The 22,492-nt window shown below is 71.7% G+C and carries 23 protein-coding genes; 11 read left to right on the forward strand and 12 right to left on the reverse strand.

The window, feature by feature from the left end; genetic code table 11:
• The first annotated feature begins 108 nt into the window (after positions 1 to 108).
• From pta to pyk, 3 genes are all read left to right on the forward strand, one after another.
• Positions 109 to 2,199 (forward strand): phosphate acetyltransferase, encoded by a 2,091-nt coding sequence (gene pta, locus ABZ716_RS01375; RefSeq protein ID WP_358812465.1) that lies wholly within the window; start codon positions 109 to 111, stop codon positions 2,197 to 2,199.
• A gap of 57 nt (positions 2,200 to 2,256) precedes the next feature.
• Positions 2,257 to 3,471 (forward strand): acetate kinase, encoded by a 1,215-nt coding sequence (locus ABZ716_RS01380; protein ID WP_358812466.1) that lies wholly within the window; start codon positions 2,257 to 2,259, stop codon positions 3,469 to 3,471.
• Between the two features lie 62 nt (positions 3,472 to 3,533).
• Positions 3,534 to 4,964: a pyruvate kinase gene (gene pyk / locus ABZ716_RS01385; RefSeq protein ID WP_351878972.1), complete on the forward strand. Its 1,431-nt coding sequence runs from the start codon at positions 3,534 to 3,536 to the stop codon at positions 4,962 to 4,964.
• A gap of 104 nt (positions 4,965 to 5,068) precedes the next feature.
• Here the strand turns inward: pyk and ABZ716_RS01390 are convergent, their stop codons facing one another.
• From ABZ716_RS01390 to ABZ716_RS01405, 4 genes are all read right to left on the reverse strand, one after another.
• A complete protein-coding gene (locus tag ABZ716_RS01390; protein WP_358812467.1) occupies positions 5,069 to 6,364 on the reverse strand; it encodes a hypothetical protein in 1,296 nt (431 codons plus the stop codon).
• Positions 6,354 to 6,908 (reverse strand): DUF6114 domain-containing protein, encoded by a 555-nt coding sequence (locus ABZ716_RS01395; RefSeq protein WP_358812468.1) that lies wholly within the window; start codon positions 6,906 to 6,908, stop codon positions 6,354 to 6,356. Before ABZ716_RS01395 ends, ABZ716_RS01390 begins: the two co-directional genes overlap by 11 nt.
• A gap of 113 nt (positions 6,909 to 7,021) precedes the next feature.
• The gene (locus ABZ716_RS01400) at positions 7,022 to 7,669 is read right to left on the reverse strand and encodes a DUF6230 family protein (RefSeq protein WP_351878981.1); all 648 of its coding nucleotides are present in this window, start codon (positions 7,667 to 7,669) and stop codon (positions 7,022 to 7,024) included.
• Positions 7,670 to 8,252: 583 nt separating this feature from the next.
• Complete coding sequence (locus ABZ716_RS01405) at positions 8,253 to 9,239, reverse strand: tetratricopeptide repeat protein (RefSeq protein WP_358955613.1); 987 nt, start codon at positions 9,237 to 9,239, stop codon at positions 8,253 to 8,255.
• 260 nt (positions 9,240 to 9,499) lie between these two features.
• Here ABZ716_RS01405 and ABZ716_RS01410 point away from each other — a divergent pair, with 260 nt between their 5' ends.
• Positions 9,500 to 10,132: a TetR/AcrR family transcriptional regulator gene (locus ABZ716_RS01410; RefSeq protein ID WP_358812470.1), complete on the forward strand. Its 633-nt coding sequence runs from the start codon at positions 9,500 to 9,502 to the stop codon at positions 10,130 to 10,132.
• 87 nt (positions 10,133 to 10,219) lie between these two features.
• Here ABZ716_RS01410 and ABZ716_RS01415 read toward each other — a convergent pair whose 3' ends face one another.
• The 4 genes from ABZ716_RS01415 to ABZ716_RS01430 all read right to left on the reverse strand — a co-directional run bounded on the left by ABZ716_RS01415 (position 10,220) and on the right by ABZ716_RS01430 (position 14,274).
• Positions 10,220 to 11,920 (reverse strand): methylmalonyl-CoA mutase family protein, encoded by a 1,701-nt coding sequence (locus ABZ716_RS01415; RefSeq protein ID WP_358812471.1) that lies wholly within the window; start codon positions 11,918 to 11,920, stop codon positions 10,220 to 10,222.
• 127 nt (positions 11,921 to 12,047) lie between these two features.
• Positions 12,048 to 12,377, reverse strand: coding sequence for a DUF3817 domain-containing protein (locus ABZ716_RS01420; RefSeq protein WP_355965124.1), 330 nt, complete (start codon positions 12,375 to 12,377; stop codon positions 12,048 to 12,050).
• Between the two features lie 50 nt (positions 12,378 to 12,427).
• Complete coding sequence (locus ABZ716_RS01425) at positions 12,428 to 12,937, reverse strand: MarR family transcriptional regulator (protein WP_358812472.1); 510 nt, start codon at positions 12,935 to 12,937, stop codon at positions 12,428 to 12,430.
• 44 nt (positions 12,938 to 12,981) lie between these two features.
• Positions 12,982 to 14,274: an MFS transporter gene (locus ABZ716_RS01430; protein WP_358955616.1), complete on the reverse strand. Its 1,293-nt coding sequence runs from the start codon at positions 14,272 to 14,274 to the stop codon at positions 12,982 to 12,984.
• A 111-nt stretch (positions 14,275 to 14,385) separates the two neighbouring features.
• Here ABZ716_RS01430 and ABZ716_RS01435 point away from each other — a divergent pair, with 111 nt between their 5' ends.
• On the forward strand, positions 14,386 to 15,381 hold the full coding sequence (locus ABZ716_RS01435; protein WP_358955618.1) for a DUF5937 family protein: 996 nt from the start codon (positions 14,386 to 14,388) through the stop codon (positions 15,379 to 15,381).
• Between the two features lie 53 nt (positions 15,382 to 15,434).
• On the opposite strand, the gene ABZ716_RS01440 is transcribed toward ABZ716_RS01435, so the two are convergent.
• Together ABZ716_RS01440 and ABZ716_RS01445 are read right to left on the reverse strand one after the other, a co-directional pair.
• Positions 15,435 to 15,731, reverse strand: coding sequence for an MTH1187 family thiamine-binding protein (locus tag ABZ716_RS01440; RefSeq protein WP_358812475.1), 297 nt, complete (start codon positions 15,729 to 15,731; stop codon positions 15,435 to 15,437).
• Entirely contained in the window at positions 15,728 to 16,072 is a 345-nt protein-coding gene (locus ABZ716_RS01445; protein WP_358812476.1) for a DUF3817 domain-containing protein, read from the reverse strand. Before ABZ716_RS01445 ends, ABZ716_RS01440 begins: the two co-directional genes overlap by 4 nt.
• Before the next feature lie 160 nt (positions 16,073 to 16,232).
• Here ABZ716_RS01445 and ABZ716_RS01450 point away from each other — a divergent pair, with 160 nt between their 5' ends.
• From ABZ716_RS01450 to ABZ716_RS01470, 5 genes are all read left to right on the forward strand, one after another.
• Entirely contained in the window at positions 16,233 to 16,871 is a 639-nt protein-coding gene (locus ABZ716_RS01450) for an AIM24 family protein (RefSeq protein WP_351879010.1), read from the forward strand.
• Positions 16,871 to 17,521, forward strand: a complete 651-nt coding sequence (locus tag ABZ716_RS01455) for an AIM24 family protein (protein WP_358812477.1) — start codon at positions 16,871 to 16,873, stop codon at positions 17,519 to 17,521. The genes ABZ716_RS01450 and ABZ716_RS01455 overlap by 1 nt, the downstream gene beginning before the upstream one ends.
• Before the next feature lie 11 nt (positions 17,522 to 17,532).
• Entirely contained in the window at positions 17,533 to 18,330 is a 798-nt protein-coding gene (locus ABZ716_RS01460) for an AIM24 family protein (RefSeq protein ID WP_358812551.1), read from the forward strand.
• A 103-nt stretch (positions 18,331 to 18,433) separates the two neighbouring features.
• Entirely contained in the window at positions 18,434 to 18,937 is a 504-nt protein-coding gene (locus ABZ716_RS01465; RefSeq protein ID WP_358955881.1) for a MarR family transcriptional regulator, read from the forward strand.
• Positions 18,938 to 19,049: 112 nt separating this feature from the next.
• A complete protein-coding gene (locus ABZ716_RS01470; protein WP_358955620.1) occupies positions 19,050 to 19,625 on the forward strand; it encodes a PepSY domain-containing protein in 576 nt (191 codons plus the stop codon).
• A 55-nt stretch (positions 19,626 to 19,680) separates the two neighbouring features.
• On the opposite strand, the gene meaB is transcribed toward ABZ716_RS01470, so the two are convergent.
• Together meaB and ABZ716_RS01480 are read right to left on the reverse strand one after the other, a co-directional pair.
• On the reverse strand, positions 19,681 to 20,643 hold the full coding sequence (gene meaB / locus ABZ716_RS01475) for a methylmalonyl Co-A mutase-associated GTPase MeaB (protein ID WP_358955623.1): 963 nt from the start codon (positions 20,641 to 20,643) through the stop codon (positions 19,681 to 19,683).
• An 11-nt stretch (positions 20,644 to 20,654) separates the two neighbouring features.
• Positions 20,655 to 21,857 (reverse strand): acetyl-CoA C-acetyltransferase, encoded by a 1,203-nt coding sequence (locus tag ABZ716_RS01480; protein WP_351879025.1) that lies wholly within the window; start codon positions 21,855 to 21,857, stop codon positions 20,655 to 20,657.
• 146 nt (positions 21,858 to 22,003) lie between these two features.
• On the opposite strand from ABZ716_RS01480, the gene mce reads away from it, so the two are divergent.
• Positions 22,004 to 22,432: a methylmalonyl-CoA epimerase gene (gene mce / locus ABZ716_RS01485; RefSeq protein ID WP_100862853.1), complete on the forward strand. Its 429-nt coding sequence runs from the start codon at positions 22,004 to 22,006 to the stop codon at positions 22,430 to 22,432.
• The last annotated feature ends 60 nt before the right edge of the window (positions 22,433 to 22,492 follow it).

Here is a 22,492-nt window from a genome sequence, read left to right on the forward strand (position 1 = left end):
CGGCCGCCCGGGCCTCTGATCCACCGGGCGCATTATCCACTGATCGAGGTATTGTCAAGAGGTCGAGCCAGACCGAACGGATATCCACAGCATGGACGGAGACCACGCGTGACGCGCAGCGTGTACGTGACCGGGATCGCGCGGGGGGACGGCCGCCAGGTCGTCGAACTGGGGATCATGGAGCTGCTGACCCGCCGGACGGGCCGGGTCGGCGTCTACCGCCCGCTGCTGCGTGACGCCCCGGACCGCCTCTTCGACCTCCTCAAGGCCCGCTACCGGCTCGACCAGGACGCCTCGGCCGCGTACGGGATGGAGTACGGGGAGGCGTCCGCGGTCCTGGCCGAGAAGGGCACCGACGAACTGGTCTCCCGGCTCGTGGACCGCTACCACCAGGTGGCCCGGGACTACGAGGTCATGCTGGTCCTCGGCACGGACTACGCCGGGGCCGGCCTCGCCGACGAGCTGGCGCTCAACGCCCGCCTCGCCAACGAGCTGGGCGCGGTCGTCGTGCCCGTCGTGGGCGGCACGAAGCAGCCCGCCGACGCCGTGCGCGCCGAGGCCCGCAACGCCTACCGGGCCTACGAGGGCCTGGGCTGCCACGTGGTGGCGATGGTGGTCAACCGGGTCGCCCCCGCGGACCGGGACTCCATAGCCGAGCGGCTCGCCGCCCGCCTGCCGGTGCCCTGCTACGTCCTGCCGGAGGACAAGTCCCTCTCGGCGCCGACCGTCGCCCAGATCACCCGGGCGCTCGGCGGCGAGGTGCTGCTCGGCGACGAGGCCGGGCTGGCGCGCGACGCCGTGGACTTCGTCTTCGGCGGCGCGATGCTGCCGAACTTCCTGGCCGCCCTGACCCCCGGCTGCCTGGTGGTCACCCCCGGGGACCGCTCCGACCTGGTCGTCGGCGCCCTGGCCGCGCACGCCTCCGGCACCCCGCCGATCGCCGGGGTGCTGCTGACCCTGGGCGAACACCCGGGGCGGGACGTCCTCACCCTCGCCTCGAAGCTGGCGCCCGGCACCCCGGTGGTCTCGGTGGCCGGCAACAGCTTCCCGACGGCCGCCGAGCTGTTCTCGCTGCAGAGCCGGCTGAACTCCGCGACCCCGCGCAAGCTGGAAACGGCACTCGGCCTCTTCGAGCGGCACGTGGACACCGCCGAGCTGCGCGGACTGCTGTCGGTGGCCCGCTCGGAGCGCGTCACCCCGATGATGTTCGAGCACGAGCTGCTGGAGCGGGCCCGCTCCGAGCGCCGTCGCGTGGTCCTGCCGGAGGGCACCGAGGAACGGGTGCTGCGCGCCGCGGACGTGGTGCTGCGGCGGGGGGTCTGCGACCTGACCCTGCTGGGCGAGGAGCAGGCGATCCTGAAGAAGGCCGCCGACCTGGGCGTCGACATCTCCGGGGCGCAGCTCATCGACCCGGCGGTCTCCCCGCTGCGGGAACGGTTCGCCCAGTATTACGCGCAGGCCCGCGCCCACAAGGGCATGACCGTCGAACTGGCCCACGACGTGGTCGCGGACGCCAACTACTTCGGCACGCTGATGGTCCAGGAGGGACTGGCCGACGGCATGGTCTCCGGCTCCGTACACTCCACCGCCGCGACCATCCGCCCGGCGTTCGAGATCATCAAGACCAAGCCGGAAGCCTCGATCGTCTCCTCCGTCTTCTTCATGTGCCTGGCCGAGCAGGTCCTCGTGTACGGGGACTGCGCGGTCAACCCGGACCCGGACGCCGAGCAGCTGGCCGACATCGCCGTGCAGTCGGCCGCCACCGCGGCGGCCTTCGGGGTCGAGCCGCGGATCGCGATGCTCTCGTACTCCACCGGCACCTCCGGCTCCGGGGCGGACGTGGACAAGGTCCGCAAGGCCACCGAGATCGTCCGCGAGCGCCGCCCGGACCTGCTGATCGAGGGCCCGATCCAGTACGACGCGGCCGTGGAGCCCTCGGTGGCGGCGACCAAGCTGCCCGGCTCCGAGGTGGCCGGCCGGGCGAGCGTGCTGATCTTCCCGGACCTGAACACGGGCAACAACACGTACAAGGCCGTGCAGCGTTCGGCGGGCGCCGTCGCGGTCGGCCCGGTGCTCCAGGGTCTGCGCAAGCCCGTCAACGACCTCTCGCGCGGGGCGCTGGTCCAGGACATCGTGACCACGGTGGCCATCACCGCGATCCAGGCGCAGACCCAGGGCGCGCCGGCCCCCACCGCCTGACCACCCCTCGCCTCCGCTCCTCCTCGCCTCCTCCGTTCCGAAGGAAAGACCCGCACCGTGACCGCATCGCGCGTACTCGTCCTCAACTCCGGCTCCTCGTCGGTCAAGTACCAGCTCCTCGACATGGCGGACTCCTCCCGCCTCGCCGCCGGCCTGGTGGAACGGATCGGCGAGCAGGGCTCGCGGCTGGTGCACGAGCCGCTCGCCGGGCCCGGCGCCGCGGGCGGCAGGCGCGAGCGGACGGAGGCCATCGCGGACCACGGGGCGGCCCTGCGGGCGGTGGCCGAGGAGCTGGCCGCCGACGGCATGGGCCTGGACTCGCCCGAACTGGCCGCCGTGGGCCACCGGGTGGTGCACGGCGGGACCCGGTTCACCGCCCCGACGGTGATCGACGACGAGGTGCTGGCGGAGATCCGCTCCCTGATCCCGCTGGCCCCGCTGCACAACCCGGCCAACGTGACGGGGATCGAGGTGGCGCGCGAACTGCGCGCGGACCTCCCGCAGGTGGCCGTCTTCGACACCGCCTTCCACGCGACGATCCCCGAGCACGCGGCCCGGTACGCGATCGACGCGGCGACCGCCGAGAAGTACTCCATCCGGCGGTACGGCTTCCACGGCACCTCCCACGCCTACGTCTCGCGGGCCACGGCCGCGCTGCTCGGCCGGGCGGTGGAGGACGTGAACGTGATCGTGCTGCACCTGGGGAACGGGGCTTCCGCCTCGGCGGTGCGCGGCGGGGTGTGCGTGGAGACCTCGATGGGCCTGACCCCGCTGGAGGGGCTGGTCATGGGAACCCGGTCGGGGGATCTGGACCCGGCGGTGATCTTCCACCTGGCGCGGGTAGGAGGGATGTCGGTCGACGAGATCGACTCGCTGCTGAACAAGAAGAGCGGTCTGCTGGGTCTGTGCGGCGACAACGACATGCGCGAGGTGACCCGCCGGGCGGAGGCGGGCGACGAGCCGGCGCGCCTGGCACTGGCCGCGTACGTGCACCGGCTGAAGAAGTACATCGGCGCCTACACGGCGGTGCTGGGCCGGGTGGACGCGGTGGTGTTCACTGCGGGTGTCGGCGAGAACGCCTCGGTGGTGCGGGAGGCGGCCGTGTCCGGACTGGAGGGGCTCGGGCTCGTACTGGACCCGGAGGCGAACGCGGCCCGCTCCTCCGGGCCCCGGCTGATCTCCGCTGACGACGCGCGTGTGGCGGTGGCCGTGGTCCCGACCGATGAGGAGCTGGAGATCGCCACCCAGGCGTACGCGCTGGTTACCCGTTAGTCACTTGGACTTTCCACCAGACGGAATATTCCGCTACGAAACAAACGGATAGGATCCGCTTCATGCGCCGTTCCAAAATCGTCTGCACGCTGGGCCCCGCCGTCGACTCGCTTGAGCAGCTGAAAGCGCTCATCGAGGCAGGTATGAACGTGGCCCGATTCAACTTCAGCCACGGTACCCAGGCAGAACACCAGGAGCGGTACGACCGCGTCCGGAGGGCTTCCGAGGAGACCGGCCGGGCGGTCGGCGTCCTCGCCGACCTCCAGGGCCCGAAGATCCGTCTGGAGACCTTCGCCGAGGGCCCCGTCGAGCTGGTGCGCGGTGACGAGTTCACCATCACCACCGAGGACGTCCCGGGCGACAAGTCCATCTGCGGCACCACCTACAAGGGCCTCCCGGGCGATGTCGCCAAGGGTGACCAGATCCTGATCAACGACGGCAACGTCGAGCTGCGGGTGACCGAGGTCGACGGCCAGCGGGTGCGGACCATCGTCATCGAGGGCGGTGTCATCTCGGACCACAAGGGCATCAACCTGCCGGGTGCCGCCGTGAACGTCCCCGCCCTGTCGGAGAAGGACGTCGACGACCTGCGCTTCGCCCTGCGGATGGGCTGCGACATGGTCGCCCTGTCCTTCGTCCGCGACGCCAACGACGTCAAGGACGTCCACCGGGTCATGGACGAGGAGGGCCGCCGGGTCCCCGTCATCGCCAAGGTGGAGAAGCCGCAGGCCGTCGAGAACATGGAGGCCGTGGTCGCGGCCTTCGACGCGGTCATGGTGGCCCGCGGTGACCTGGCCGTCGAGTACCCGCTCGAAAAGGTCCCGATGGTCCAGAAGCGGCTCATCGAGATGTGCCGCCGCAACGCCAAGCCGGTGATCGTCGCCACCCAGATGATGGAGTCGATGATCACGAACTCCCGCCCGACCCGCGCGGAGGCGTCCGACGTCGCCAACGCCATCCTCGACGGCGCCGACGCGGTCATGCTGTCGGCCGAGTCCTCGGTGGGCGCCTACCCCATCGAGACCGTCAAGACCATGTCGAAGATCGTCACGGCGGCCGAGGAGGAGCTCCTGTCCAAGGGCCTCCAGCCCCTGGTCCCGGGCAAGAAGCCGCGCACCCAGGGCGGCTCCGTCGCCCGTGCGGCCTGCGAGATCGCGGACTTCCTCGACGGGAAGGCCCTGGTCGCCTTCACCCAGTCCGGCGACACCGCCCGGCGCCTGTCGCGCTACCGCGCCCAGCAGCCGATCCTGGCCTTCACCACCGATGTGAACACCCGCAACCAGCTCACCCTGAGCTGGGGCGTGGAGTCGGCCGTCGTCCCGCACGCCGACAGCACGGACGCGATGGTCGACCTGGTCGACGGCGAGGTGCTGAAGCTCCAGCGCTTCAACGAGGGCGACACCATGATCATCACGGCCGGCTCGCCCCCCGGCGTCCCGGGCACGACCAACATGGTCCGCGTCCACCACCTGGGCGGCACCACCCGCGACTGAGCCCCCCGGGCCCGCCCGCCTCTGCCGCACAGAGACCGAGGGCGGCGCCCCCGGCCCCGCAAGGGGCCGGGGGCGCCGCCCTCGGTGCGTTCCGCGCGCCGGGATCAGCCCTCCGGCGGGCCGACGTAGTTGTGCAGGCCCGGGACGGTGAGGTTGCCGCCGAACTGGCCGGCCTGGACCACCTTGACGTTCGTGAAGAACGCGAAGGGGACGTTCAGCGGCGGCGGACTGTTCGGGGTGAACTCGATCGGGATGAGCCCGAAGAGGTTGCCCTTGAGGCTCTCGGTGTACATCGTCACCTTGCCGTCGCGGATCTTGGACGTGGAGCCCGGGCGCGACTTCAGGTGGGCGACGTTCCCGCTCTTGCCGACCGTCTGGTAGAGGTCCTTGATGTCCAGGGAGTCCGCCGTGAACTTCAGGACCTTCTTGGTGTGCCCGTTCGCCGTCTTCACCTCGACGATGCCCGCGTAGTCCAGGCCGTAGAGGGTCAGCAGGGAGCTGTCCAGGTACCAGGGCTCGTCGGGCAGGAGCGGGATGCCGGGCTCCAGCTTCGCGTCGGCCAGGGCCTTGGCGTCGAAGGTGGGGCAGGGGAACGGCTGCTTGCCGTCCGGGTCCGCCGTGGTGGAGGCGGAGGGGGACGGCGAGGCGCCGTCCGTCGTGCCGACGCCGGGCAGCGGCTTGGCCGTCTCGTCCTTCGGGGTCTTGACGGTGTCCTTGACGTCCTGCGGCAGCTCCTCGACCGTGACGCCGGCCTTCTTCGCGGCGTCGCGGATCGCGTCGGCCGTCGGGTCGGCGGTCTTCGCGGTGGTCGGGGTGGGCGCGGGCGCCGGGGTGGCCGGCTTCTGCGCGCCCTGGAGGGGCTTGCCGAGTCCGTCGACGAGGCCCTTGAGGGCGTCGCCGACGCCCAGCGGGTCGAGCGGGTTCGTCGTCTTCGCCGCCGAGGGGGACGGGGAGGCGCTCGCGGACGGCTTGGCCGGCGGGGTCTGCTGCTGCGGCGCCTTGGGGGCCTCGGGCTGCTTCGCCGGCGGGGTCGCCGCGGGGCTCGTCCCCGGCTTCGGGGCCTGGCTCGCGTTCGGCGACGCACCCGGGGAGGGCGTGGCGGACGGGGAAGCGGACGGGGAGCCGGACGGCGACGGCGAGGCCGACGCAGAGGGCTCGTCGGAGCGCGTCACGCACGGGCCGGGCGCGAAGGGGATGTCCTTGTCGTCGGCCAGGGCCAGCTTGGGCGCCATGCCCATCCCGACGAGGACGGCCGTCGGCATCGCCGCGAGCGCCATCGTCTTGCCGACGGGTATCTGGAGCTTGTTCAGCAGCGACTTCCGGGGCGCCGCGTGGCGGCCCCTTCTCTCACGGGACTCCGCGCCGGGGGCCACGCCCGGCTGCGTCTCGTCACCCCGCACTGTTCCTCCCGCCATCGGCGTGGGCAGTCGTCTCGGTCAGGTAGGGCGTGTGCGTCTCGCGGGGGGCCGGGATGCCGTGGAAGGGGTCCTGCATCTCCTGCGCCTCGTCGGCGGCCGCCGCCTCGGGCTCCTCCTCCGCCGGGACACCCGGGGCCCAGGCCAGCGCGAGGGCTCCGCCGACCATGGAGGCGAGGAAGCCGATGAAGAAGCCGCCGAGGTTGGACACCGGGATCGACACCAGCGCCAGCAGGATCGCGGCGACACCGGCGAAGACGCGGATGCCCTGCTGGAACCAGAGGGCCAGGCCGATCGTGATCAGCAGGACGCCGATGATCAGCGAGCCGGATCCGGCCGTCGTCGCCATGGCGAGGGTGATGTTGCCCAGCCGCAGGTCCGCGTAGGGGAAGTAGGCGATCGGCACTCCGCCGAGCAGGGTGAACAGACCGGCCCAGAAGGGACGCTGCCCCCGCCAGACGCGGAAGCGGCGGAACGTGACGGTGAGCCAGTGGTCGTCTGCGGCGCGAACCGGGGCCTCGGGGTTCATGGACAACAGCTCCCTGGAAACGGTGGTACGGAGAACTCTGTGGAGCCCGGGCGGGCGCACGACGGCGGCTGCCGCCGCCCGCCCGCCCGGTCACCTCACAGGACGGGACCGGCCTACTTCTCGTCCTCGTAGCACGGCTTGTCGCCGCTGAGCAGGCGCAGCTTGAGGTCGGGCAGCGTGAAGGTGCCCGCCGTCGTCGCCCACGCCTTCTGGCGCACCTTCGTCAGCGTGGCCGTCTTGGCGCGCTGTGCGAAGAGACCGTTGTCCATCACCGTGCCGGGGACCGGCTTGGTGGTGTTGCTCTTGTCGCCCACCGCGACACCGATGTCGAGCTGGTCGAACTTGGCGTCCGCGTCCAGCTCGGCGACATCGAGGTAGAGGTTGGTGGCCTCGGCCGAGCGGCCCTTGTTGCCCGTGCGCAGCTGGAGCGTGATCGAGGTGCCGAGGAGCGGCACCGGGGTGACCAGCGACTGGCACATGTTGGTGATCTTGGCGGAGCTGAAGCCCGAGATCGTGACCGGGTGCTTGCTCTTCGCGTCGGATCCCAGCGTGGCGCCCTCGGCGACACTGCCGTACTGGATCAGGTCCTGGCCGACGAGCTCGTCGGCCGACACCTTGAAGTCCTGGCCCGACACGCTGAACGAGGCCGCGAGGGCACCCTGCGCGAGACCCACACCGACCGCGGCCGTGGCCGCGATGGACGGGACCATGACGAGCGCGAAGCGCTTCCATCTGGTCCCGCCGCGAACCTGAGAACTCATTTCGTTCCTCCTTCTCGGACGTACATCTCCGGTCCGGACAGAGCCCGGCCTGGGATGGGAGAAGTGCTACGTCCTCGGGAAGAAGCGCAGGCGGCCGAGGCGCGGCGCAGCCGCGTCCGATACACCGGCGATCACCCCCGAGCGACAACCACTGGGCCACGCGTTCGCGCAACCTGGAGGACAGGCCCTGCCGGTGTGGCAGAGACCCCCCTGTCCACGGCCGGTGTGCGTGCCACCGGCCCACTCGGTGGGGACCCTCCACCGCTGCCGCCTGATGAGCGGGGCTGCGGGAAGGACCGAGCGTCGCCGATGCTGGTCCATTCCAGGCCGGGGCACAAGGGGGGTCGTTACTCGCGGGTAACGGCTGGGTAACCGCAGTGCGTCCCTCGGTCGCACAGCGGCCACACAGGGTGTCACCCTGGGCCACGACAGAAGGGGCGAAGAAGGAACCAACCGGACAGTTCACGGGGTTCGGCTTACTGCGAGTAACAGCGGCCGCGATGACCAAGTTTTGGCAAAGTGCGGCCGCTGTTTATCTCTGTGTCAACAAATCGAGCCGGGGACGGCCCGGACGGGGCAGCGCCTAGAAGAGCACCCGCGCCAGCGCCGTACGGGCCGCGCTCACCCGCGGGTCGTCGGAGCCGATCACCTCGAAGAGCTCCAGCAGGCGCACCCGTACAGAGTTTCGCTCGTCACCGGTGGTCACCCGTACGGTGTCCACCAGGCGGGAGAAGGCGTCCGCCACGTGCCCGCCGGCCAGCTCCAGGTCGGCCGCGGCCATCTGGGCGGCCGGGTCGCGGGGGTTCTCGGCGGCCTCGACGCGGACGGTCTGCGGGTTCATGTGCTGCACCCGGGAGAGCAGCTCGGCCTGGGCCAGGCCCAGCTTGGCCTCGGTGTTGGCCGGGTCGTCGACGAGCACGTTCTTGTACGCCTGCACGGCCCCGGCGAGGTCGCCCGCGTCCAGCGCGACGACCGCCGCCTCCAGCAGCGCGTCGTACGGACCGGCCGGAACGGGCGCGGCCGCCGCGGCGGCGGGGGCGCCCGCGGCGTCGGGGTCGATCTGGAGGCCGAGGATGCCGAAGCGCTCCTCGGCGACCTGGACCAGCTGGGCCAGGGTCTCGCGGATCTGCTGCTCGGGCACGGCGCCCTGGAAGAGCGGGAGCACCTGGCCTGCGACGACGGCGAACACGGCCGGGATGCCCTGGATGCCGAACTGCTGCATCAGCATCTGGTTGGCGTCGACGTCGATCTTCGCCAGGACGAGGCGGCCGTTCGCCTCGACGGTCAGCCGCTCCAGGAGCGGGCCGAACTGCTTGCACGGCTCGCACCACTCGGCCCAGAAGTCGAGGACGACCGGGACCTCGTTGGAGAGCTGGAGGACGGCGGTTTCGAACGCGGCCTCGTCTACGTCGGTGACGAGCGCGGACGGCGGTACGGAGCCGCCGGGGGCGCCGCCGCCGTGGCGGGCCGCCTCGGCACGCGCCTGCTCGGCCTTCGCCTTGGCTTCGCCGGCCGCCTTCACCGCGGCGAGGTCGACGACGCCGCTCATGGACATGTTTCTGGGCTGCATGCGTACATCCTCCCCCGAGTGCGCGCGCCGACGAAAAGGATCCCGGAAGATCCCGCGCGAAACCTCGTTCCCGACGGTTCCGCGTCCTGCTGGTGCTGCGTGACGCCGGGTCCCCACCTGGCGCCGGTAGCTCTTCGCGTGGTTGCCGCTCTTTCGCTACGAGCCGTAGCGTAACTCCCCCGGACGCCGGGCGCCTCGTGATCTGAACCACAGCGCGGAGGCCCCCGACGGTTCCGCTACTGGCGGGTATGGTCTCGGCCATGCGCAAGCCCTGCTCCCGCAGCATCCCCCAGCCCGGCCGTACGGGCCGCCCCCGCAGCGCGGCTGCGGACGCGGCGATCCTCGCGGCGACGCGGGACGCGCTGGTGGAGCTGGGCTGGTCGAAACTGACGATGGGGGACGTCTCGGCCCGGGCCGGCGTCGCGAAGACCACCCTCTACCGGCGCTGGGCGGGGAAGAACGAGCTGGTCGTGGACGCGGTCGCGGAGCTCTTCGACGCCCTCGAACTGCCCGACCGGGGCTCGCTGGAAGCGGACATCGAGTACGTGGTGCTCCAGTTCGCGGAGCTGCTGCGGCGCCCGGAGGCCCGGACGGCCCTGATGGCGGTGGTCGCCGAGTCCACCCGGGACGAGGCGCTGCGGGACCGGATCCGGTCGGCGATCGTGGACCGGCAGAAACGTCTCGTCGTACTGGGCCGCGAACGGGCGCAGGCCCGCGGCGAACTCCCGTACGAGGAGGACCAGGTGCTGGCCGCCCACACCACGGACCTGATCTTCGACGTGATCGCGGGCACGGTGGTGCACCGGGCGCTGGTGAGCTCCGAGCCGGTGGACGAGGGCTGGGTGGCGTCCTTCACCGCCCTGCTGATGCACGGCCTGACGGCCCGCGCCTGAGACGGCGGCCCCGCACGACCCACGGGGCCGGCCGCGGTGTTCCCGGGGGGGGGGAACGGTGCGGCCGGCCCGGTGCGGCGGCGGGGGCTAGAAGCCGGGGGGCTCGGTGTAGGTGCCCCACTCCTCGCGCAGGACGTTGCAGATCTCGCCCATCGTGGCCTCGGCCCGTACGGCCTCCAGCATGGCCGGGATCATGTTCGAGCCGTCGCGGGCGGCGCCCAGCATCGCCTCCAGTGCGGCCTTGACCCGGGCGTCGTCGCGGCGCTCCTTGCGGGCGGCGAGCGCCCGTACCTGCTCGCGCTCCACCTCGTGGCTGACGCGCAGGATCTCCAGGTCGCCGGTGACCGACCCGTGGTGGACGTTGACGCCGACCACGCGCTTGTCGCCCTTCTCCAGGGCGCGCTGGTACTGGAAGGCCGACTCGGCGATCTCGCCGGTGAACCAGCCGTCCTCGATACCGCGCAGGATGCCGGAGGTGATGGGGCCGATGGGGTGCTTGCCGTCCGGGTGGGCGCGCAGGCCGCGCTCCTTGATCTGCTCGAAGATCTTCTCGGCGTCGGCCTCGATCCGGTCGGTGAGCTGCTCGACGTACCAGGAACCGCCCAGCGGGTCGGCGACGTTGGCGACGCCGGTCTCCTCCATCAGCACCTGCTGCGTGCGCAGCGCGATCTCGGCGGCCTGCTCGCTGGGGAGGGCGAGGGTCTCGTCGAGGGCGTTGGTGTGCAGGGAGTTGGTGCCGCCGAGGACGGCGGCGAGGGCCTCCACGGCGGTGCGCACGACGTTGTTGTACGGCTGCTGGGCCGTCAGGGAGACGCCGGCGGTCTGCGTGTGGAAGCGCAGCCACATCGACTTCTCGTTCCGCGCGCCGTACACCTCCTTCATCCAGCGCGCCCAGATCCGGCGGGCGGCGCGGAACTTGGCGATCTCCTCGAAGAAGTCGAGGTGGGCGTCGAAGAAGAAGGACAGGCCGGGCGCGAAGTGGTCCACGTCCAGGCCGCGGGAGAGGCCGAGCTCCACGTACCCGAAGCCGTCGGCGAGGGTGTACGCGAGCTCCTGCGCGGCCGTGGCCCCGGCCTCGCGGATGTGGTAGCCGGAGACGGACAGCGGCTTGTACGCCGGGATGCCCTGGGCGCAGTACTCGATGAGGTCGCCGATGAGGCGCAGGTGCGGCTCGGGTTCGAAGAGCCACTCCTTCTGGGCGATGTACTCCTTGAAGATGTCCGTCTGGAGGGTGCCGTTGAGCACGGACGGGTCCACGCCCTGCCGCTCGGCGGCGACGAGGTACATGCAGAAGGCGGGGACGGCCGGGCCGGAGATGGTCATCGAGGTGGTCACGTCGCCGAGCGGGATGTCCTTGAAGAGGACCTCCATGTCGGCGGCGGAGTCGATGGCGACGCCGCAGTGCCCGACCTCGCCGAGCGCGCGCGGGTCGTCGGAGTCGCGGCCCATCAGGGTGGGCATGTCGAAGGCCACCGAGAGCCCGCCGCCGCCGGCGGCGAGGATCATCTTGTAGCGCTCGTTGGTCTGCTCGGCGTTGCCGAAGCCGGCGAACTGGCGGATGGTCCAGGTCCGGCCGCGGTACCCCGTGGGGTGCAGGCCGCGGGTGTAGGGGTACTCCCCCGGCCAGCCGATGCGTTCGAATCCCTCGTACGCGTCGCCGGGCCGGGGCCCGTAGACGGGCTCGACCTCATCGCCGGAGAGCGTGGTGAAATCCGCGTCCCGCTTGCGGGCCTTGTCATATCGGGCCTGCCAGCGGCGGCGGCCCTCCTCGATGGCGTCAGCGTCCATACCTTCGAATTTACTAGGACGTCCTAGTAAATGTCGATGGCAAACCCCCGGAGAGTCGTCCCCGGGGGTGAGGTTCGAGCGTTCCTACAGGCCCGCGCGAGCGAAGCCGGACGCCGGCTGGGCCAGGCTAGGCCGAGACGGTGGCCGGGGCGTCGGCGACCAGCGGCTCGATCTCGGCGCGGACCCCGCGCTCGACGAAGAAGGCCGCCAGCGGGATGGTGCCCGACGCCAGGACCCACAGCAGCTTGCCGAAGGGCCACTTGGCCTTGGAGCCGAGGTCGAAGGCGAAGACCAGGTAGATCATGAAGAGCACGCCGTGGACCTGCGAGACCGCGAGGGTCAGGTCGGCGCCGGTGTCGAAGCCGTACTTCGCCACCATGCAGGCACACAGGATCAGGAGCATGACCGCGGTCACGTAGGCCATGACGCGGTAGCGGGTGAGCACGCTTCGTTTCATGCCGTCGAGCGTAACCGTCCGCTTTGTGCGATCTTGACGCACCCCGGCCGTCAGCCCTCGTCGAAGTCCCCGGCGGCCACCCGCAGCGGCCTGAGCAGCGCGAAGACCTCCGCGCACTCCTCCGCGTCGTAGGCGCCGAGGCCGAACTCGATCGCCATCAGGTCCTTGGTCGCCGCCTCGACCACCTCGCGGCCCTTCTCCGTGATGGAGGCGAGCGTGCCGCGCCCGTCCTGCGGGTTGGGCCGCTTGGCCACCAGACCGGAGCGCACCAGGCGGTCCACGGTGTTCGTCACCGAGGTCGGGTGGACCATCAGCCGCTCGCCGATCTTCGACATGGGCAGCTCCCCCGCCTGGGAGAAGGTGAGCAGCACCAGCGCCTCGTAGCGGGCGAAGGTCAGGCCGTACGGCTTCACCACCGCGTCGACCTCGCCGAGCAGGATCTGGTGCGCGCGCATGATCGAGGTGATGGCGGCCATGGACGGCACGGGACCCCAGCGCTGCCGCCAGAGCTCGTCGGCGCGGGCGATGGGGTCGAAGGGGAGGCTGAGCGGCTTCGGCATCCACCAGACCCTACCGGTCGGTCCTTTTCCGGTGGCCCCCCGTCTCACTCCTCGGCCCGCGCGACGGTGGGTGCGGTGGCGCGCAGTTCGGCGAGCAGCAGGAGGACGACGAGGGTCCCGATCAGGGCCGATCCGGCGACGACGGCGTGCGCGGGGAAGAGCTCGGCGGCGGCTCCGGCCAGGGCCATGCCGACCCCCTGGAAGGTCATCACCCCGGTGCTCAGCAGGGTCATCGCGCGGCCACGCAGTTCGTCGGGGACGGTGTCGACGTACATCCGGTCGACGCCGAGGGCGTGGGCGTGGGCCAGCCCGGCGAGGACGAGCGCCGCCGCGACGACGACGGGGCCGGGGCGCAGCGCGTACGCCAGGTACGGCAGCAGGGAGACGGCCGCCAGCGGGGCGGTGATCCGTGCGCGGGTCCGGGGGGTGAGCGCGGAGCCGGCCCAGAGTTCACCCGCGATGGTTCCCGCGGGAAGGGCGCACATCAGCACCCCGAGGGTGACGGTCCCGGCGCCGATGCCGTCGGCGTACGGGGTGAGCAGGGCCTCGGGGACGACCGCGAAGACGGACGGGGCCCAGCACAGCAGGGTCAGGGCGCGCAGCCGGCGGTGCCCGAAGACGGCCCGCAGCCCGCCGAGCGGGGAGTGCCGGACGGCGCCGGCGCGGGCGGGCCGGGACCGGGTGCCCAGGCGCAGCAGCAGGGCGGAGGCCAGGAACCCGGCGGCGGTCAGGGCGACGGCCTCGCGCGGTGCGAGGACGGTCAGCAGGAGCCCGCCGAGCCCGAAGCCGGTGAGCAGGGCGCTCTGCGCGACCATCCTCAGCAGCGACCGGCCGAGCACGAACGGCTCGCCGGAGCCGAGGATGTCGGCGAGGGAAGCACTGCGGGCGCCCTGGAAGAGGGGCGCGACGAAGGCCATGGCGCAGCGCAGGACGAGGATCCCGGCAACGGGCGTACCCGGCCAGACCATGGCGGCGGCGCAGGCGGCGCACACCAGATCGCAGGCGACGAGGACCCGTCGGGCGGGGTGGCGGTCGGCGATCCCGGCGAGCAGGGTGCCGCCGAGGGCGTAGGGCAGGAACCCCAGGGCGAAGGTGAGCGCGCTCATCAGGGACGAACCGGTGGCGCGGTAGACGAGGACGGTGAGGGAGATCTCGGCGACGACCACCCCGAGCACGGACATCAGATGCGCGGCGAAGACGGCGGGGAACTCGGCGACGCGGAACACGGCCCGGTAGCCGGCCGCCCGACCGGGGCCGGGGCCCGGAGGGGCCGGGTGCGGGGCGGTGTGCGGTGCGGCCCCGCGTGCGGGGGCCGGTGGTGCGGAGTCTGCTGGCATGGGGGAAGCGTCCCGGCGGCGGGGCGGGGGGTGTAGGGATTCGTCCGGGGGCGAATGTTGCGACAGAGTGCCGCGGGGCGGGGCCGGCGTACGAGGGGAGCGGGGGCGGGCATGGGGTTGCTGCATCACTTCGGGCACGAGGACCTGCTGCGGTGCCGGTTCGCGCTCTCACCCTTGTGGGAGACCCAGGAGGCCGTCCGCACCCTCACGCGCCCGGACCGGCAGGGCTACCACCTGCCCTGGCTGCGCGGGATCCGCGCCGCCGCCACGGGGCTGGACCTGCGGCCGCTGTGGCTGCTGATGCCCCGGCGCGGGCACAGCACCGACTTCATCAGCCCCCCGCCCAGCGGGCCCGGCGTGTCCTTCTCGCAGGAGCTGGCCCTGGTCCGCGCGGCCGACCCGGCCACGGCGCGGGAGGACATGCGCAGGTCCCTCGCCTGCACACCGGGCGCGCTCGACAGCGAGCTGGGCCGGTACCTGCTCGCGGACCCCGCCCGGTCCGTACGGGAGCTGGCCGATCTGCTGGAGCGGGCCTGGACCGTCCTGGTCGCGCCGCACTGGCCCCGGCTGCGGGCCCTGCTGGAGGCGGACATCCTCTTCCACTCGCGCCGCCTCGCCGCCGGGGGCCTGGAGGCCCTCTTCGACGGGCTGCACCCGGACCTCGTCTGGGACTCCGCCTCCCTGACCCTGACCATCGAGCGGCCTTCCCAGCACGAGCGCGTCCTGGGCGGCCAGGGGCTGCTGCTGATGCCGAGCGCCTTCATCTGGCCGCAGATCGCCGGCGGCTTCGACCCGCCCTGGCAGCCGACCGTCGTCTACGCGGCCCGGGGCATCGGCGCCCTGTGGACCCCGGTCCGGCAGAACACCCCGGCGGCGCTGGCCCGCCTGCTGGGCCGGGGCCGGGCCGATGTGCTGTGCGCCCTGGAGGAGCCGGCCTCCACCACGGCGCTGGCCCACCGGCTGGGCCTGGCCCCGTCCACCGTCTCGGCGCACCTGCGGGTGCTCCAGGAGGCAGGGCTGCTGCTCTCCGCCCGCCACGGCCACCAGGTCCGCTACGAACGCACTCCCCTGGCCATCGCCCTCGCCTCGGGCGCCGCCGCGCGATGACGCGAGCGCCCCCCGCCGGAAGGCGGGGGGCGCTCGGCGGAAAAGCGGGGGGCTCAGCCCTGCGCGAGGTGGCGTTCGACCGTCTCGACCTTCGAGGTGATCCCGTCGCTCACACCCGGGCGGATGTCGGCCTTGAGGACGACCGAGACCCTCGGGGCCCGCTCCTCCACCGCGGCGACCGCACGCCGGACGACGTCCATCACCTCGTCCCACTCACCTTCCACGGTGGTGAACATGGCGTCGGTGCGGTTCGGCAGCCCGGACTCGCGCACCACGCGGACCGCGTCGGCCACGTACTCACCGACCTCCTCGCCCACCCCCAGCGGGGTCACCGAGAACGCGACGATCATGCCCGGGCCTCCTCACGCGCGCGGGCGGCGATGACGCTGTCGGCCTCTTCCCGCTTGAGCAGCCGGTCGCCGTAGAGCCCGCCGAAGGGCAGCACCGCGAACAGGAAGAACAGGGCGACCCTCTTCAGCGGCCACTTCGCCTTGTTCCACACGTCCAGCAGGAACACCGCGTAGATGACGAACAGGATCCCGTGCAGGATGCCCAGCGGCATCATCAGGTAGTCGACGTCCGAGATCCGGCTCAGCAGGGAGCCGAAGATCAGCAGGGCCGGGAACGACAGCGCCTCGGGTACGGAGATGAGGCGCAGCCGGTGCAGGGCGGAGGCGGTCTTGATGTCCACGTGGAACCTTCGGGGCCGGGGACCGGGGGCGGATCCAGTGTCTCAGCCGCTCCCGGGGATCTTCGGGCGGGGGGCGCGGAACCCCCAACCCCGGCGAATGTGGCGCATATCGGCCCGGGGACTCTGTTGGGTGCCGCCCGGTGCCGATACCTTCATCCCCGTGGCTCAGTTCCGACTCCAAGGCAGCAAGGTGCTGGCCGTCGAGCTGACCGGGGACGCCGTGAAAGCGAAGAACGGCTCCATGGTCGCGTACGACGGGCAGATGGCCTTCAAGAAGATGACGGGCGGCGGCGAAGGTCTCCGCGGGATGGTGACGCGCCGGCTCACCGGCGAACAGATGACGGTGATGGAGGTACAGGGACACGGCACCTGCTACTTCGCGGACCGGGCGAGCGAGATCAACCTCGTCGACCTGCGCGGCGAGAAGCTCTACGTGGAGTCCAGCAACCTGCTGTGCACCGCCGCCTCCCTGCGCACCGGGACGACCTTCACCGGCCTGCGCGGCGCGAGCACCGGCAACGGGCTCTTCACCACGACCGTGGAGGGCTCCGGCCAGGCGGCGATCATGTCCGACGGCCCGGCGGTGGTGCTGCGCGTCAGCGCCCAGTACCCGCTGTCGGTGGACCCGGGGGCGTACATCGCACACACGGGCAACCTCCAGCAGTCCTTCCAGTCGGGGATCGGCTTCCGGACCCTGATCGGCGAGGGCTCGGGCGAGGCGTTCCAGATCCGCTTCGAGGGCGAGGGCCTGGTGTACGTGCAGCCCAGCGAGCGCAACACGATCGGGGGTGACCTCTGATGCCGTTCCGCGAGATCAACGCGAAGATGATCGAGGCCCAGGTGGTCCCCGGGCAGAGGCTGTACAGCCAGCGCGGGGCGATGCTCGCCTACCGCGGCGAGGTCTCCTTCACGCCGAGCATCACCGGCGGCCAGGGCGGCGTCATGGGGATGATCGGGCGCCGGGTGGCGAACGAGCAGACCCCGCTGATGGAGGTGGAGGGCAGCGGCACGGTGATGTTCGGCCACGGCGGCCACCACATCCAGGTGATCAACCTCCAGGGCGACACCCTCTACGTGGAGGCCGACCGGCTGCTCGCCTTCGACGGCACCCTCCAGCAGGGCACGATGTTCATGGGCTCGCAGGGCGGTGTCATGGGCATGGTCCGCGGCCAGGTGACCGGGCAGGGCCTGTTCACCACCACCCTCAAGGGCCACGGCGCGGTCGCCGTGATGGCCCACGGCGGGGTCATCGAGCTCCCCATCACCCCGGGCCGGCCGGTCCACGTCGACCCGCAGGCGTACGTGGCCCACCACGGGGACGTCAGGAACAAGCTCTCCACCGCGCTCGGCTGGCGGGACATGGTGGGGCGCGGCTCGGGTGAGGCGTTCCAGCTGGAGCTGTCCGGCCAGGGCGCGGTGTACGTACAGGCGTCGGAGGAGAAGCTGTGAACTTTGGCCCCGTGAGCGGCGGGCCCGGCGGTCCGACGGTCTTCGACCCCTACACGCTGCCCTCCGACGACAACGTGAACAAGTACACCTTCTGCGTGGAGCTCAAGGGGAACCAGTGGTTCCTGCAGAAGGGCAAGATGATCTCGTACTACGGGCGCATCGAGTTCAACGGCATCGGCAACGGCCGCTTCGACCGGCTGCTGCGGACCAGCTTCCATTCGCCGCTGCACGCGAGCGACTGGGTGGTGGCCGAGGGGCAGGGCAAGATGCTGCTGGCCGACCGGGCCTTCGACGTGAACTCGTACGATCTGGACGAGGGGAACCTGACCATCCGGTCGGGGAACCTGCTGGCGTACCAGCCCTCGCTGGCCCTGAAGCAGTCGATCGTCCCGGGCTTCCTGACGCTGATCGGGACCGGGAAGTTCGTGGCGGCGTCCAACGGCCCGGTGGTCTTCATGGAGCCGCCGCTGCGGGTGGACCCGCAGGCGCTGGTGGGCTGGGCGGACTGCCCTTCACCCTGCCACCACTACGACCACGGCTACATGTCCGGTGTGATCGGCGGGCTGCGCGCACTGACGGGCCTCGGCGGCGCCTCGGGCGAGGAGCACCAGTTCGAGTTCGTCGGCGCGGGGACGGTCCTGCTCCAGTCGAGCGAGATGCTGATGGCGGAGCAGTCGGTCGGCGCGGTGGGCGCCGGGGCGGTCGAGTCGCAGGGTGTTCCGGGGGCCGGCCAGGGTCCGCTGGGGCAGCTGGGGGTGCCGCGCATGCCCGGGCAGCTGGGGGACCTCCAGCGGCGGCTCGGCCTGTGAGACCTGTGAGACCTGTGAGACGGCCCGCCCTTCCCCCGCCGGGCAGATCTTCCGATTTTTGTACGTAATTCAACTTCTTAGGTAGAGTTCTTTTATGGAGACCATGGAGACCGACACGGCCACGCTCCCCCAGACTCCGTCTGGGGGGACCCCCTGGCTGACCGACGCCGAGCAGTGCGCCTGGCGCACCCACCTGGACGTCAGCAGACTGCTGATGCACCAGCTGGAAAAGGATCTCCAGCCCTTCGGACTCACCAACAACGACTACGAGATCCTGGTGAACCTCTCGGAGGCGGAGGGGCACCGGATGCGCATGAGCGACCTGGCCACCGCCACCCTCCAGTCCAAGAGCCGGCTGTCCCACCAGATCACCCGTATGGAGACCGCCGGCCTCGTCACCCGGGTGAACTGCGAGTCCGACCGCCGCGGCCTGTACGCGGTGCTCACCGACGAGGGCATGGAGACCATGCGCAAGGTCGCCCCGCACCACGTGGCGTCCGTCCGGCAGCACTTCATCGACCTGCTCAGCCCGCAGGACCTGGCGGCGCTGCGCGCCTCCCTGAGCCCGGTGGCCGACCACCTGCGCGGCCAGCGCGGCAAGGTCTGAGGGACTCCCCGCGCCGGATCCGGCGGGCGCCCGGACAATGGACGGTGACGCCCGCCGGCCGCCCGCCGCCCAACCCCCCGGGCGCCCCGGCCGGCCCGAGGAGGTTCCGCCGATGAAGCGCAACGTGATCATCTGCACAGCCGCCGCCCTCGCCCTGATGGCCGGCGGCCCGGTGGCCGTGGCCGCCGCGGCGACGGGTGACGCGGCCCGAGCCGTGACCACGGCCGCCGCCGCCCGCGCCGACGTGACCGCCGACGGCGCCGTCGACGCGGCTCTCAAGCACTATCCCGGCGTCGTCGAGTCCCTCGACCAGGACGGCTCCGTGTGGCACGTCAACGTGGTCGCCAAGAACGGCAAGGAGGCCGAGATCGACGTCTCCGGCAGCGGCAAGGCGGCCACCCGCGACTCCGACACCGACACCGACGGCAACGAGCACGCGTCGCTGATCGCCGCCAAGGTCGACGCCAAGCGGGCGATGAAGGCGGCCCTGGCCGCCAGTCCCGGCAAGGTCACGAGCCTCGACTGGGACGACGGCGACAACGGCGGCACCCCGTACTGGAACGCGCAGATCAAGGGGAGCGACGGCCAGACCAGGAGCGTGCACGTCGACCCCACCTCGGGCAAGGCCACCACGGCGCCCGCGAGCTCGAACGACCACGACAGCGACAACGACGACGACGGTTCCTGAGCGCCGCCGGCGGGCGGGGGCGGAGAGTGCCTCCCCGCCCCCGCCCACCGCCGGTTCAGCCCTCGGTCAGCGTCTCCAGCAGCGCGTCGGCGGCCGTGTACGGGTCCAGCTCCCCGACGGCGACCCGGGCGGCCAGCGCCCCCAGGTGCGCGTCCCCGTGCAGGTCGGCCAGCCGGCTGCGCAGGGCGGTGATCGCGATGGTCTCCACCTCACGTGCGGCCCGCGCGGCGCGGCGCTCGGCCAGCACCCCGCGCTCGTCCATCCACGCCCGGTGCTTCTCCAGCGCCTCGACCAGCTCGTCGATGCCCTGGGACCGCGCCGCGACCGTCTTGACGATCGGCGGCCGCCAGTCGCCCGCTCCCCGGGACTCCCCCAGGCCCAGCATGTGGTTCAGCTCCCGGGCGGTCGCGTCCGCGCCGTCCCGGTCGGCCTTGTTCACCACGTACACGTCGCCGATCTCCAGGATGCCGGCCTTCGCCGCCTGGATCCCGTCGCCCATCCCCGGCGCCAGCAGCACCACCGAGGTGTCGGCCTGCGAGGCGATCTCCACCTCCGACTGCCCGACACCGACCGTCTCGACCAGGATCACGTCGCAGCCGGCCGCGTCCAGGACCCGGATCGCCTGCGGCGCCGCCCACGCGAGGCCGCCCAGGTGGCCCCGGGTGGCCATGGAGCGGATGTAGACCCCCGGGTCGGAGGCGTGGTCGGACATACGGACCCGGTCGCCGAGCAGGGCCCCGCCCGAGAAGGGCGAGGACGGGTCCACCGCGAGCACGCCGACCCGCTTGCCGGCCTTGCGGTAGGCCGTGACCAGGGCCGAGGTCGAGGTCGACTTGCCGACCCCCGGGGAGCCCGTCAGCCCCACCACGTACGCGCCGCCCGTGAGCGGGGCCAGGGCGGCCATGACCTCACGCAGGTGCGGGGACGCCCCCTCGACCAGTGAGATCAGCCGGGCCACGGCCCGCGGCCGGCCCTCGCGGGCCTGCGCCACCAGGGCGGGGACGTCCACCGTCACCATGCGGTCAGCACCTACGCCTTCGGGACGCGGATGACGAGGGCGTCACCCTGGCCGCCGCCGCCGCACAGCGCGGCCGCGCCGACACCGCCGCCGCGGCGCTTGAGCTCCAGCGCCAGGTGGAGCACCACACGGGCACCGGACATGCCGATGGGGTGGCCCAGGGCAATGGCGCCGCCGTTGACGTTCACCTTTTCCGGGGTCACGCCGAGGTCCTTCATTGACTGCACGGCGACCGCGGCGAACGCCTCGTTGATCTCGATCAGGTCCAGGTCGGAGACCTCCAGGCCCTCCTTCTTCAGGGCGTGCTGGATCGCGTTCGAGGGCTGCGACTGGAGGGAGTTGTCCGGGCCGGCCACGTTGCCGTGGGCGCCGATCTCGGCCAGCCACTCCAGGCCCAGCTCCTCCGCCTTGGCCTTGCTCATCACGACCACCGCGGCGGCGCCGTCGGAGATCTGCGAGGAGGTGCCGGCGGTGATGGTGCCGTCCTTGGCGAAGGCCGGGCGCAGCTTGCCCAGGGACTCCACCGTGGTCTCCGGGCGGATGCCCTCGTCGGACGCGAAGATCACCGGGTCGCCCTTGCGCTGCGGGATCTCGACCGGGGTGATCTCGGCCTCGAAGACGCCGTTCTTCTGCGCGGCGGCGGCCCGCTGGTGGGAGGCGGCGGCGAACTCGTCCTGCGGGGCGCGCTCGATGCCCAGGCGGGTGTTGTGCTTCTCCGTGGACTCGCCCATCGCGATGTTCTCGAAGGCGTCGGTGAGGCCGTCGTAGGCCATCGCGTCGAGCATCTCGATCGCGCCGTACTTGTAGCCCTCGCGGGACTTCGGCAGCAGGTGCGGGGCGTTGGTCATCGACTCCTGGCCGCCCGCGACCACGATGTCGAACTCGCCCGCGCGGATGAGCTGGTCGGCGAGCGCGATGGCGTCGAGGCCCGACAGGCACACCTTGTTGATGGTGAGCGCGGGCACGTTCATCGGGATGCCGGCCTTGACGGCGGCCTGGCGGGCGGGAATCTGGCCCGCGCCGGCCTGGAGCACCTGGCCCATGATCACGTACTGGACCTGGTCGCCGGAGATCCCGGCCCGCTCCAGCGCGGACTTGATGGCGAAACCGCCGAGGTCGGCGCCCGAGAAGGACTTCAGCGAGCCGAGCAGCCGCCCCATGGGCGTGCGGGCCCCGGCGACGATCACTGAGGTGGTGTTGATCGCTTCGGACATGAGGGCGAATCCCCTTTCAGCGGGGAAGCTGAGGAGTGAACGAGGGTTTACCTGAATGTACTGAGCAGTACCCGCGCCGTCACCGGGCAGTCGGTGTGATCGCTGGCACGTTGCGTGACGACCCTCCTCGGCGGTGCACTGGACCCATGCTGACAAGAATCGACCACATCGGGATCGCCTGCTTCGACCTGGACAAGACCGTCGAGTTCTACCGTGCCACGTACGGCTTCGAGGTGTTCCACACCGAGGTCAACGAGGAACAGGGCGTGCGAGAGGCCATGCTGAAGATCAACGAGACCTCCGACGGCGGCGCCTCCTACCTCCAGCTCCTGGAGCCCACCCGCGAGGACTCCGCGGTGGGCAAGTGGCTCGCCAAGAACGGCGAGGGCGTCCACCACATCGCCTTCGGCACCGCCGACGTCGACGGCGACGCCGAGGCCATCCGCGGCAAGGGCGTCCGCGTGCTGTACGACCAGCCCCGCATCGGCTCGATGGGCTCCCGCATCACCTTCCTGCACCCGAAGGACTGCCACGGAGTCCTCACCGAACTGGTCACCAGCAACCCTGAGCACTGATGTCCCCATTCCCCGGCCGGTAGAGTGGCCATGGCTCGGCCGGGGTGCGGTCGGAGACGG

Origin of the sequence: Streptomyces sp. NPDC006687 (assembly GCF_040636215.1) — a bacterium.
GTDB lineage: Bacteria > Actinomycetota > Actinomycetes > Streptomycetales > Streptomycetaceae > Streptomyces.